Below are 13,808 nucleotides of genomic sequence, written 5' to 3' on the forward strand. Positions count from 1 at the left end.
AATGCCGTGTTACCCAACACTATTAAGCGCTTACAATGAGGAGGATTCATAACATTCATTGATCCATGCACAATCAAACACAAAAAGGGGGAGATCAAGAGTGAACAAGAGGTACATAAGCGGGTGTCTGGTATTGCTGATGCTGTTCTGTGATCTGGGCTTGATGGTTCGTCCAGCGGCTGCAGAAGATGCGAAAGTGAACGTGGCACTTAAAAAGTCGGTTACGGTAAGTGAAGAAGATCTATTGTATGGGGGGCAAAAAGAAAAGGCGGTGGATGGTGATGTGAATACTCACTGGAGTGCGAGCTCACCTTCTTCTGAAAGCAATCCTCATTGGTTGACCATAGACCTAGGTGCGCCATATGAGCTTTCCGGAGCGGAGTTGACTTGGAAGGACAAAGACCAAGTTGTAAAATATCTGATTGAAGTATCTGTTGACGGAAGTAACTGGTCAACTTCATTGGACCAAACGGCTAACGAAATAAAACAGAGTGTTGCCAGTGAAGAATTCCAGACCAGTACGCCTGTCCAGTATGTGAAGATCACGATTCCGTACTATGCGGGAGCAAATTGGTGGCCCGGGATATCCGAGCTTAAGGTCTGGGGAGAAGAGGTAGTCAATGATCCGGCAAATATTACCGGATACGATTCAGTTCAGGTCAAAACATTGGCTGGGGTAGCCCCTGTTCTGCCGGCAGAAGTGAGAGCGCAGTATCTGAACGAAAAATCGGGTTCGGTTCCAGTAGAATGGGACAGTATCGACCCTTCAAAGTACGCACATGCGGGCAGCTTTACCGTGACGGGTGCAGTATATGGTGCTTCCTTACCAGCAGAGGCTAATGTAACGGTAGGGGGATATCGAACGGATTATGTTAGAGGAGTAGATATCTCTACTTTAACAGCGATTGAGGATAACGGCGGCAAATACTTAGACAGTAATGGCACAGAGAGGGACTTGCTCGATATACTCAAGGACCGCGGCGTCAATTACGTGCGCATTCGTCTGTGGAATGATCCACAGAAATCCGGTGGATATAACGATAAAGAGGATGTAGTTGAGCTAGCGGCACGGGTGAAAGCAAAAGGCATGAAAGTGCTGCTTGATTTCCATTATTCTGACGAGTGGGCTCATCCGGGACAGCAACTTCGTCCTAAAGCTTGGGAAGGTTATACTTTTGAACAGTTGAAACAAGCTGTATATGATTATACGCATGAAGTTGTAAGAGAGATGAAAGCTGCGAACGCTATGCCTGATATGGTTCAGATCGGTAATGAAATCAACAGCGGTGTGCTGAATGGATTCAACAGCAGGGTAAACCATCAGGAAAATTATGAATTGTTACAACGAGGCGTTGATGCTGTGCGTGCCCTCGAAGAAGAAGACCAGCATGTTCAGATTATGATCCATCTGGCTGAGGGTGGTAAAGCACAAATGTTTAAGGACTACTTTAGTGAGCTAGAGAGTCGTGGGCTTGATTACGATATCATCGGGTTATCCTATTATCCGTTCTGGCATGGGACATTTGCCGATGTGCAGAAGACGATGAATGAAGTATCTGAAAAGTTCGAAAAAGACGTGATCATTGCCGAGACATCGTATCCATTTTCGTATAAAAACGGGGATGCACACGGTAATATCATTGGATCGGATGAAGCGCTTCATGTTGGGGGAGCAACATTCCCTGCAACGGTAGAAGGTCAATACGATGCTATCGCTGGCATAATGGATATGATTGCTGACGTGCCGGAAAACCGCGGAGCCGGCTTCTTCTATTGGGAGCCCGCATGGATTGCAGCGAATGTAGGCTGGATTGCTTCCGAGGGAGATGCATGGGAGAATCATGCCATGTTCGACTATGATGAATTTCCGGGGAATGGTGGATACTCCTACGAAGGACGCGCCTTGCCATCACTGGATGTCTACAAGCGAGGGCTAGAAAATTTACCTGCGGATCGTCAGCATCTGGCGGCTGCAATTACACGTGCAAAAAGGTTGGTAGCTACAGATTTTGAAGAAGCGAGTTGGAATTCACTTGCTCCTGCGATTCAGGCAGCAGAGGATGTCTACAACCAAGCTTATACTTCAACTGGAGTGACGCAATCGGACACCAATTCTGCAATAGCTGCGCTCGAGCAAGTTATGTTGCAAATGAATGTGATCCCTGCGAAGCGAGAAGCTCTCCAATCCAAGCTGACAGATGCTCAGACATACAAGGAGTCGGATTGGTCAGCATTAACTTGGGATATTTTTGCCAAGGCTCTTGCTAATGCAGATAAGGTTATGACAGATCATAGAGCAACCCAGACTGAAGTGAATGCTGCTGAGAAACGGTTGCAGGATGCGATCAGCGGATTATCGGATGTAGATAAAACAAAATTGGCTCTGCTTATCGGTGAGACGCAACAGCAAAATGAATCTTCGTATACTCATCGTAGCTGGCAAACATTAATAGATGCATTAGAGAATGCAATCACAGTGAGAGATAATCAAAATGCAGTACAAGCTGAGGTGAATCATGCACACGAAGCACTGCAACAAGCCAATCAGAGTCTCGTTCAGTTGCAAGCATTAACTACAGATAAGACGGCGACGGCTTCAACAAGTGCAGGTACGGGGGACAATCAACCTAACTCCCCAGAAGGAGCAATTGACAGCAATCCAAACAGTTCATGGGGAACAGACCAGAGTAAGGGTAGCTGGTGGCAAGTGGATTTGGGACAGGTTGCTAACCTCCGTAAGATCGAAATGTCGATGTGGAGTGGTGGAATCAAATACAAGATTGAAGTGTCCAATGATAACAAAAATTTTGTGAAAGTAGTCGATACTACTAACGACGTTGTCGTTTCAACAGCGCCAAGACATGTGTTTTTGAATAATACAGAAGCGCGTTATATTCTTGTAACGATTACAGAAGGTCCAGAATGGGTAGGATTTATGGATTTTGAAGCCTATGGTACGTTCCCGGCGGACAAATCTGCACTGCAAGCTACGGTAGATGCCGCTGAGAAATTAAAGCAGACCGAATACACCACTTCAAGCTGGAATGTATTCAGTAAGGCGTTGTCTGAAGCGAAGGCATTCATTCAGGATGTTGAATCTTCAACGCTAGACATAAGCAAGGCGGATCGTGCGTTACAAGATGCTGTGAGTAAGCTTGTACGTCAAGATGTAACACCTGGCCCTAGCCAGCCATCACAACCAAGCGTACCATCACAGCCTTCCAACCCGGGAACAGCTCCAACGCCGGGGAATCCGGTTGTAACCCCACCAGTTGGAACGGGTACTGCACCAGAGAAGGGATCAATCACGTTAAAAGGAACGACAGCCGGGGATGAGCAGTATTCCATTCGTCCAGATGCATCCCAATTAACTCAGGCACTACAATCCATGGACGCAGGAAATCGTACGTTGAAGCTGATTGCAGATGTGCCTGACACAGCCAAAACAGTCACATTCCAATTGGCTGCAAGTCAACTGGCAGCATGGGTTCGTTCCGAGGATGTGCAATCCCTGGATGTAGTCGTAGGACCGACTACCGTTCGTGTTCCTCTGAAAGCACTCCCGTTAACCATTGCGGAGACTGCTGGAACGTTTGACATCGTAGTGGCAAAAGGATCGACAGATACACTGACTACATCGCAAAAAGCAGCGATCGGTAATCATACTATTGTTGATGTGAATTTGATGCTGAACAATAAGCCATTGCAATGGACGAACAGAGCGGTTGAAGTTGTGCTATCCAATGTGGAGCAACCTAAAAAGAATGATGTTGTTATGGTTGTACATTCCATGTCTCCAAGCGGAGACATGAAACCTGTAACGTATTCCAAGTACGATGACAAGATGAAAATGATGGTGTTCAAACCTCTGAAATCCGGCAGTTATGTCATTGCAGAAGTTGAAGTGCCATTAAATGATCTGAAAAATCACAATTGGGCAATCCAAGAGGTACAGAACCTCTATGGTAAAGGGATTATTTCGGGGATGAGCGCAACTCGTTTTGCCCCGCAAGGTGAACTGACCAGAGCACAATTTTTGCAAATGATTATTAAAGCTATTGGTGATGCACGCCAAGCCGATCCATCTATTTCGGTCCTAACGGATGTGAAGGAAGGGCAGTGGTATGCCGATTCAGTACAACTTGGAATTGAATTGAACATTATTCAAGGCCGGGCAGATGGAAGCTTTGGAGCCAATGACCGTATTTCGCGAGAAGATATGGCCGTTATGCTGAACAGAGCACTGAAGGTTTTGCAGGGTGAGGATGCGACCAATTCTGTACAAGGAAATATGGTGTTTGTAGACAACGCCGAGATCGCAGCATACGCCAAAGAAGCTGTAGCCTCGATGCAACAACTTGGACTGCTAAATGGCATGCCTGATGGCACGTTTGCTCCGAAAGAAACAGCAAACCGTGCACAGGGGGCTGTGGCAGTCGCCAGACTGATGGAACAACTGTATTAGAGGTAGTTCAAAAAGTCCGCTTTTGATTACGAAAGGTGCCTGATGGCATCATTAACACGCATGAATAGAAAATAACAAAGCAAAAGAGATCGGATCATGTGATTCGATCTCTTTATTTTTTTGCGAAAAAAAGAGATTATGACGGATTCCCTTTCTCTAAATAGGCATATGAACATTTTGTTAATGTCGTATTGACAATATCATTTTCATTTGTTATCATTTCGATAATATCAAAACGACAATATCAAGAAATGGGGAATGAGCCATGTTTGGATTCCGATTCGCGAAATTTCAACCCAGTGAGTATGTAATGAAGGTGAAAAATGGTGAGGTACAACGTCAAGGTGTAGGATTGTCCTTCTATTATTATGAGCCAACCACATCGGTAGTGGTATTACCCGTGTCCTCGGTGGATGTACCATTCATGTTCGAAGAGATTACGGCGGATTATCAGACGGTTACTGTGCAAGGACAGCTAAGCTATCGCATTGTGGATTACCTGAAAATAACCCAGAGCCTGAATTACACGTACAATCTGCGCAAGAATCGGTATATTTCCGACGACCCCGGCAAGCTGGATCAACGGGTTATCACCACAGCCAAAGTACTGACCAAGAAACATCTGGAACAAATGCCGCTGAAAGAAGCTATTCAATCCAGTGAACGTCTGGCGAGCAGCATGAAACGAGAAGTCGTGCAAAGTGAAGCATTGGAGAAACTGGGCGTTGAGCTGATGAGTCTATCGATACTGGCCATTCTGCCTAATAAAGAGACGATGCGTGCATTGGAAGCACAAGCGCGGGAAGAGATTTTGCGTCAGGCAGATGAAGCGCTCTATGTGCGTCGCAATGCCTCCATTGAACAGGAAAGACGAGTGAAAGAGAACGAACTGAACACCGAAATTGCCGTAGAGACGAAGAAACAGCAGATTCGTGAGACCCAATTGCAGGCTGAGCGCTCGGTGAAACAGAAACAAAACGAGATGGAGCAGGAGCAGCTTCAGTTCAATACAGCGATGGAGGAACGCAAGCAGCAACTGATTGAGTTAACCATTGCTAATCACAATGCCGAAGCGGATGCCAAAGCCTATGAGATTGCTGCCGTAATGAATTCATTGCAAAATGTACAGCCGAATGTACTGCAAGCAATGGCGAACATGGGCATGAATTCTGATAAGCTGATCGCACTCGCGTTCCAGGAACTGGCTGAAAATGCGGGCAAGATTGGACAGCTTAATATCTCGCCGGATCTGTTGCAGGGATTGATGTCTCCTGCGCAGGGCAGAGATCAGGGAGGTCGAGCGAGATGAGATTAGGAAGAAGAGAACAAGCTGAACAGGCAGGGAAATCAGTACGTCAGCAGGCTGAAACGGGCGATCGGATGACCGAACACAAGCTGATTCTGGTGAAGCGCCGGACACGACTGGAGGAACTGGTGGTTCGATATAACACGGTGCAGCAAGCGCAGTTCTATATTGAACGTCTGGGCGCAGATTTCAGTGATTACATGGAGGAAGACCGTCGTTATCGACAATCCGTGCAGCAGGCACAGCAGCAGCTGGGACAATTGGGCCGGGTTCAGACGATTGATCGGGAACATGTGCCCAACTTCATTTTTGGAGAGCAGGATATCGTGGTTGTGGTTGGACAGGATGGACTTGTAGCCAATACCCTCAAATACGTAACCGAGCAGCCGCTCATCGGTGTGAATCCGGACCCGATGCGTTGGGACGGGGTGTTATTACCTTTTACCGTGGAGGATCTGAGCTTCATTGTTCCTGATGTCATTCGAAAGCAACGAACATTGAAAGAAGTCACTCTCGCCAAAGTGGAACTCAATGATGGACAGTATCTATATGGTGTGAATGATCTGTTCATTGGACGGAAGACGCATGTATCGGCACGTTATGAAGTGCGTTTGGGTACATCCGCAGAACAACAATCCTCCAGTGGCATCATTGTATCCACAGGTATGGGATCGACAGGCTGGTTCAAAAGTGTGCTGGCCGGAGCCACCGGAATTGTAGGATCGGCTGCATGGCAGAACATGAATTCCGAAGCAGAGGTCGCTACAGTATCGGCATCCATTCATGGAAGCAGGCAAGAGCTGAATCATTTTAACTGGGATGCGCCGTACTTATATTTTTCAGTACGTGAACCTTTTCCGAGCCGAACGACAGCTGCCAACCTGGTGTTTGGACAGATCCATTCGAAGCAACCATTGCACATTGTGTCCCAGATGCCAGAGGATGGTGTTATTTTCAGCGATGGGGTCGAGCAGGACTTTCTTGAGTTTAATTCAGGAGTGGAAGCTATCATTGGGTTGGCAGAGAAGAGGGGACGTCTCGTGGTCTGACCCTTTATTTTCAAGCCGTTTCCGACTAGAATGGGTAACTAGATGTGATACACTGACGTCAGGAAACGGAAAGAGGGTTAACGATGCAGTCGATATTGTTGGTTGAAGATGATGCCAAGCTAGCAGGATTGCTGGCGGCTTATCTGACCCGAAATGGATTCCAGGTACAGGTCACAGATGATTTTCGTCATGTACTGGATGAATTTGTGGAAATGAATCCGGACCTTGTGCTGATGGATGTGAATTTGCCTCAATATGATGGATACTACTGGTGCAGGCAGATACGCACACATTCCATATGTCCCATTTTATTCATATCGGCTCGTGATAGCGGTATGGATCAGATTATGGCGTTGGAACATGGGGCGGATGATTATATTACGAAACCTTTTCAATATGAAGTCGTTCTTGCCAAAGTACGAAGTCAGTTGCGCCGAGCCTATGGTTCTTACGCTGCTGTTCAGCAGGAAGTAACAGTGAAGAATGGTCCCATGATCCTCTATCCTGAGCGATATGTACTGGAGTATGAGGAACGTTCAACAGAGCTGACACAGAAGGAAGCGATACTGGTGGAAGCACTAATGGCAAAGGCAGGCCGAGTTGTCAGCCGGGAAAAATTGCTGGAACAGATGTGGGAAGATCAGCATTTTATTGATGATAATACGTTGAATGTCTATATTACACGTGTTCGCCGGAAGTTGAAGGAGCTGGGTGCAGAAGAGATTTTGGAGACGGTTCGCGGAGCAGGTTATCGCGTATTGGAACTGGATTCATCCTCACAGGGGAAAGGCAAATGAGACTTTTCCTGAAAGACCACCTGATGTTAGTCGGATTTTATGTGTTACAGATGCTGCTGGTTCCGTGTGTCTACTGGCTCTCTGGTGAGGGCCGCCCGATGAAGATTGTCCTCTATGGCATGCTGATCAGTACTGTTGTGCTGTTGGTCTATCTGGTCATACGTTACCTCCAGCTGCGAGCGTATTATCGTCTACTTCAACATCCACGTAAACTGGTAAACGAGCCTTTCCAAGCGCTTGGAAATTCGGTCGTGGCGGAAGCCGTCCAGGAATTGTTACATGAACTGGAGCGTAATCGGCAGAATGAGATAAGTCAATTACGCACTAGTAAGGAACAACAGGTGGTATTCATGAATCGCTGGGTTCATCAGATGAAGACACCCTTGTCCATTATCCAGCTGACCCTGGAAGATGTGGACGATGAGACGGCGGGCAGTATCCAGGATGAGTTGGATAAGCTGCGCAAAGGACTTGAAATGGTCTTGCATTCATCACGGCTTGAACAGTTCGAAGGGGATTTCAGGGTGGAACTGTTATCCTTGCATGAGGTGCTCCGGAGCAGTATAGCGGAGAACCGACGTTTATTTATTCGTAGAGGCATTACGCCCGATATCCGGATGGAAAGCGATCTTCAGATATATAGTGACTCCAAGTGGCTGCGGTTCATGTTCACCCAGATCTTGACCAATGCTGTGAACTATTCCGATAGTAAATCAGGCAAAAAAGTGATCATTACCGGCTATAAACAGGATGAACGTACCATCCTGGATATTCAGGATGAGGGAATCGGCATCTCGTCCGAAGATATTCATCGGGTGTTCAATCCCTATTTTACAGGCGAACGGGGCAGGCAATACCACGAATCTACGGGAATGGGATTATATCTGGTCCGTGAGATCAGTGCCCGCCTGGATAACCGTGTCGAGTTGTTTTCGGAGCCGAATGAGGGAACGTTGGTCAGATTCAGCTGGGTTCAATCGAAATATCCGAAGTAAAGAGCGCTTTGCCCATGGGCGAGGTGCTTTTTTTAATGTAAAGAGTGATGGAGGCAGGGGAACAGAACCTTAAACGGGCTGTAAGAGAAGTTTAAGGTAATTCGATAGCACCGTTAGGGGAGGTCGGTTAGGATAAGAATAGAATTAGCGTATAAAGAATGATGGATTAGGAGGGAATTACGTATGGAAATGTTACAGGTATCGGGACTGAACAAAGTATATCAGGGCAAAGTGCAGACGCAAGCCCTTAGTGATATTCATCTGACAATCAAGCAAGGTGAATTTGTGGGTATTATGGGCCCGTCGGGTAGTGGCAAAACCACATTGTTAAACATGGTTTCCACCATTGATGAACCCAGCTCAGGCAAGGTGCTGATTAATGGCATGAACCCGTTTGATATGAAAAAGAAAGAACTTGCCATGTTCCGACGTCGGGAACTCGGATTTGTCTTTCAGGACTTCAATCTGTTGGACACGCTGACTGTTGCTGAGAATATTGTGCTTCCATTGACACTGGACAAGGTCAAACTGAAGGAGATGGAGAGCAGACTTCATCGCATTACAGCCAAGCTCGGGATTGATCATATTCTGGATAAACGAGTCTACGAAATTTCAGGCGGACAGCGACAACGGACAGCCATTGCGAGATCCATGATCAATATGCCTTCGATTGTTTTGGCGGATGAACCCACCGGTGCCCTGGATTCTACGTCATCCCAAGCGGTCATGGAGTCACTTGAACAGATTAACCAGCAGGAGAAAACAACCATTATGCTGGTTACACATGATCCCCTTGCTGCAAGTTATTGCAACCGCATCGTGTTCATCAAGGACGGAAAACTGGCAGCCGAGGTACACCGCGGAGATAATCGACAGACGTTCTTCCAGCGGATCATTGATACTTTATCCTTCTGGGGAGGGAATTCACATGAGCTTTCCTCAGTTCGCGTTTAATAACATTCGCCGGAATGGGCGAGCGTATATTGCTTTTTTTCTTAGCAGTGTGTTTATGGTCATGATATTCTTCGCTTACGCAGTATTTATCTATCATCCATATGTGGCAGAGTTGCCAATGGGTGACACAACCGCTACGGGCATGCAGATCGCTTCGATTATCGTTTATGTGTTTGCATTTTTCTTTGTTATGTATTCCATCAGTGCTTTTCTCAAATCACGGAATAAAGAGTTTGGCATTCTGACCATACTTGGTGCCGAGCCTAGGCAGATTCGGAGATTGGTCATTCTGGAGAATATGTTGATTGGCTGCCTGTCCATTATTGCCGGGATCGGCGGAGGTATGTTGTTGTCCAAGCTGTTCCTGATGTTAACTACTCGTTTCATCGGGATGGATGATCTGCCCTTTTATTTTCCGGTGAAAGCGATTCTGATTACGATCGGGGCCTTTCTGTTATTATTTTTCTGCATATCACTCTTCACATTGGTTTTTATCGGGAACAAACGAACGTTAGAACTTTTGACGGGAACCAGCAAGCCTAAAAAAGAGCCCAAAGCTTCATGGTTCTTCTCACTTCTGGGTTTTGCATTACTAACAGTAGGTTTTGTGGTACTCCGTAGCGAGTTAAATGGCGGAACAATCATGATTGCAGCTGTAACAGGGATAGCGGGAACGTATTTTTTCTACTCTCAACTGTCTGTGCTGATCATTCGCTTATTGAAACGTAATCGTAAAACCGTATGGCAGGGTACACGTCTGTTATGGATCTCAGAGATGAGTTACAAAATGAAGGATAATGCCCGCATGCTCTTTATGGTGACTGTGGTGATTGCGATTGCTTCAATGAGTGCAGTTGTAATTTTGTCACTGGATCAGGAGAACCGGGAGCAGTTTACAAACAACGATTTTCCAATTCAATACAACGTCTTCAGACCAGCGGAGCAATTGGATATGAGCGCTATTGATTCGAAACTTGAAGCTGCAGGCTTGGATTATCAACAGATATATCTGGAATATCTGTGGTCCTCTGCAGATCAGAGTGCTGTCTCGGTTATGCCGCTTAGTCACTACAACCAATACAATCGGACACAAGGGAGAAAGATGTTCCAATTGGATGCCGAATCCGCCTTATTTGTGGATACCCGCAATGAGAAGGATCAGGGTCAGATCGAGCGCAACAGATTTCGTAATTATGCGAAGGGAGACAAGTTGACGTTGAATCTGAACGATAGCCCTCTGGAAGCCCGGGTTACGGATACAGATATCGATCCACGGTTTGGAACCCTTCTCTATGCTACAGGTGTAGTTGTTCTACCGGATGAGAAGTATGAAGAGATTGCCCAACAGATCAAAGAGAATATGATATCAGGAAAATATCTGTATCAGATCCCTGCATGGGGCCATGCTGTACCTGACCGCCACTCCTCGGAAGCCATGGTTAGCGATCAGCTTCTATTCTCCTTGAATTCCATTGGAAGCAGCAACGCTTCAACGGATAACAACTCTGGATATCTGAGTACGCGGTACGGTGATTTTGAGAGATTCAGACAGGGGACAGCACTATTTACCTTCTTGGGCATATTTATCGGATTAATTTTCTCGATCTCTTCTGCAAGCTTTTTGTACTTCAGGCTGCACACCGATCTTGAAGCGGATGGAAAGATGGTGCATTCTCTTTCGAAAATGGGTCTCAGCTTCCAGGAGATGAAACGATCATCCACCGTTCAGATTGCCATTCTGTTCTTTTTACCGATCGGGGTAGCTATCATTGAAACGTTGGTCGTGGTTAAGCCATTTCTTACTGAATTCGGTATTACCAATTATACGATGCCGGTGTTGACAGTATTTGGTGCCTTTGTACTTGCACAGACGTTTTATTTCATCATTATACGTTCGAGATATATCATTTCTCTACGCAAAATGATGGTGTAACCATCCTAGAAACAAACGATCATAAGGAACCGACCATGATCTGTTCATTGCCCGTATTTCTTGATTCAGATCAAGGAAATGCGGGCTTTTTTGCGTTAAGATGAATGCATTCACAGATTATATTATCGAGGAGGACGATTATGATGAGTATCACGTCATTGCAAGAAGTTAAAACATTCAGCGAGGACCGTTTTACGAAACGTGTTTTATTCCAACAGGGTGATGGAGTTACCTTTGTACTTCATTTTCTGCCAGGTCAGCAGCTTCCCGTTCATAAACATCCGGGCACAGACGTTATTTTGCTGGTGGTCGAAGGCACAGGCACACTTATGCTGGATGGAAAAGAACAAGAGGTAAAACAAGAGGATGTAATTCATTGCGGCGGTGAAGTGGAGTTCGCATTCCGTAATACAGGAGATCAGGAGGTTCGTTTGTTCGTGGTGTTAAATAAAGTACCAGCAGCATCCTATGCAAAGGACATCTAACATCGAATATCAAGGAAGCGATACAACGATTCACTGATCGACACCAATATAAGGGGAACTCTATTCTGGAGTTTCCTTATTTATTTTAATTCAAGAATACTCTGCTCCAACATTCGTCCTTCTAGCAATCTCCGGGGTGTATATCAAGTGTTTCCCATCGCAAAACAAAAGCATACTTGAGTCTGAGAACATCAGATTTAAGTACGCTTCTTCATATTCCGCCAGCAACTTTCATTCATCCGGTCTATAGTCATTCTGCCTAGAAGTATCCCAGCATTTCCTTGGCTTCATTCGACATCAGCTGTGGAGACCATTGTGGCTCCCACACCACTTGAACGTCAATATCAGTCTTATTCGTATTTTCCTGTAAAACCCATTTCACCGCACCAACGATGGTATCGTGCAGCGGACAACCTGGTGTAGTTAACGTCATCCGTACATGTACTCGTTCAGCTTCTTCCCTTACTTCATACACCAGACCAAGGTCAACGATATTGACACCTAATTCAGGGTCATATACTTCCTTGAGACATTCCAGTAAATGCGTTGTTTGTTCCATCATGTTCACTCTCCAATCTACCTTTTTAACATTAACGTCTGAATACCAAAGCAATATTCGCTATATAAACGATGGAAACCAGAGATAAGATTGTTCCTCCAAACATCATAACCTCTGCCAGATTAATCAGAATTCCACTGACTAGCAGAAGGCTTCCAGCCACCATGGCGATCATCCCCCAATGGACGTTCCGTTCACTCAGCATACCAGCCATTAGCGGTGTTCCGGGTCTGCCTGCCTGCTTGCCATATTTATGGGTCCACCACAGAAAAGGTACGATTTTGGAGGCATATCCGAGTATGGTGAGGGACACCCAGCCCCCGAGATATACCCATCCAGACAATAGAACAACACGTGGATGGAGCAGCAGTTCGGTTCCTTGCGCGGAATAGATCAGTAGGGCGACAGCATATACGGCAAAGGCACGACTTACATAGACAGACCAGCGAATGCCCGGGCCGGGGTTGCTTTTGTGACGTTTTTCCTGAATCTGCTCCAAGTGATACACATAGAAGAGTAGGGCTGCAGTTAGGAGCAAGAGAGCGAACCAGAGCAAGCCTCCCATGATACCTGTGAGAAATGCGACAACGCCTGTAATTACAGCTGCATTCCATAGAACCAGGACCACTTTCTGTAAGCGAATGGAATAATCGTGGGACAGGTAGAACATGGGCAGCATTTTGTAACTGAATCCGGTAATTAACATGCCAAACCAGCCAAGTGTTCCCATCCAGATATGTGCGCCGAACAAGCGTTCATGCAGACCATTCCAATCACCAAAGGCAAAATTCAGACCCATCAGCATACCGGATAGTCCGGTAAGAACCAGATAAAGACACGAACATGCTGCACTAATCGTTACCGGATTCCATTGTGAGGCACGGAAGAGGGTAACAGCCATATTCCAACCGAACAACAGGATGCCAGAGAGCGCGAGTGTCGCAGAACCGGCAATCCAGATGACATCTGCACGAATGAAGCCCAATAACATGCCCGCGATTCCGATACTGAACAAGAAATAATGACAATAACCGAGCACCAGACTGTAGATATTGGATTGCAAAATAACATGTATCAACTGGTATACCGCACCCATGGCCAGCATGGTTGCCCACCCGAGCACAAACAGATGGGCATGAAACCAGCCTTCGGGTCCTCTTAGTTCATCACCAAGCCAGCCTGTCAGCGAGAGCAGGGAGAAGGCGTGATACATTACATATCCAAAGATGCCCGTGATGATAAACAGAAACGGCAACCTGGACATG

General features: G+C 46.2%; 10 protein-coding genes. 8 read left to right on the forward strand and 2 right to left on the reverse strand.

Annotation, left to right across the window (positions count from 1 at the left end):
- Positions 1–100 precede the first annotated feature (100 nt).
- From WFI24_RS22905 to WFI24_RS22940, 8 genes are all read left to right on the forward strand, one after another.
- Entirely contained in the window at positions 101–4,465 is a 4,365-nt protein-coding gene (locus WFI24_RS22905) for a glycosyl hydrolase 53 family protein (protein WP_336764467.1), read from the forward strand.
- Between the two features lie 265 nt (positions 4,466–4,730).
- Positions 4,731–5,774 (forward strand): SPFH domain-containing protein, encoded by a 1,044-nt coding sequence (locus WFI24_RS22910; protein WP_336764468.1) that lies wholly within the window; start codon positions 4,731–4,733, stop codon positions 5,772–5,774.
- Between the two features lie 71 nt (positions 5,775–5,845).
- Positions 5,846–6,820 (forward strand): sugar kinase, encoded by a 975-nt coding sequence (locus tag WFI24_RS22915; RefSeq protein WP_336764554.1) that lies wholly within the window; start codon positions 5,846–5,848, stop codon positions 6,818–6,820.
- 83 nt (positions 6,821–6,903) lie between these two features.
- Positions 6,904–7,617 (forward strand): response regulator transcription factor, encoded by a 714-nt coding sequence (locus tag WFI24_RS22920; protein ID WP_237174770.1) that lies wholly within the window; start codon positions 6,904–6,906, stop codon positions 7,615–7,617.
- Complete coding sequence (locus WFI24_RS22925; protein ID WP_336764469.1) at positions 7,614–8,612, forward strand: sensor histidine kinase; 999 nt, start codon at positions 7,614–7,616, stop codon at positions 8,610–8,612. Before WFI24_RS22920 ends, WFI24_RS22925 begins: the two co-directional genes overlap by 4 nt.
- Positions 8,613–8,795: 183 nt before the next feature.
- On the forward strand, positions 8,796–9,566 hold the full coding sequence (locus WFI24_RS22930; RefSeq protein ID WP_017687815.1) for an ABC transporter ATP-binding protein: 771 nt from the start codon (positions 8,796–8,798) through the stop codon (positions 9,564–9,566).
- On the forward strand, positions 9,541–11,499 hold the full coding sequence (locus WFI24_RS22935) for an ABC transporter permease (protein ID WP_336764470.1): 1,959 nt from the start codon (positions 9,541–9,543) through the stop codon (positions 11,497–11,499). Before WFI24_RS22930 ends, WFI24_RS22935 begins: the two co-directional genes overlap by 26 nt.
- 140 nt (positions 11,500–11,639) lie before the next feature.
- Positions 11,640–11,984 carry a cupin domain-containing protein gene (locus tag WFI24_RS22940; RefSeq protein WP_336764471.1) on the forward strand — a complete coding sequence of 115 codons (345 nt, stop codon included), beginning with the start codon at positions 11,640–11,642 and terminating at the stop codon, positions 11,982–11,984.
- A gap of 259 nt (positions 11,985–12,243) precedes the next feature.
- Here the strand turns inward: WFI24_RS22940 and WFI24_RS22945 are convergent, their stop codons facing one another.
- The gene (locus tag WFI24_RS22945; protein ID WP_076210332.1) at positions 12,244–12,543 is read right to left on the reverse strand and encodes a metal-sulfur cluster assembly factor; all 300 of its coding nucleotides are present in this window, start codon (positions 12,541–12,543) and stop codon (positions 12,244–12,246) included.
- Positions 12,544–12,574: 31 nt separating this feature from the next.
- Positions 12,575–13,807: a hypothetical protein gene (locus tag WFI24_RS22950; RefSeq protein ID WP_336764472.1), complete on the reverse strand. Its 1,233-nt coding sequence runs from the start codon at positions 13,805–13,807 to the stop codon at positions 12,575–12,577.
- Position 13,808 lies beyond the last annotated feature (1 nt).

Source organism: Paenibacillus sp. USHLN196, assembly GCF_037144955.1.
GTDB lineage: Bacteria > Bacillota > Bacilli > Paenibacillales > Paenibacillaceae > Paenibacillus > Paenibacillus xylanexedens_C.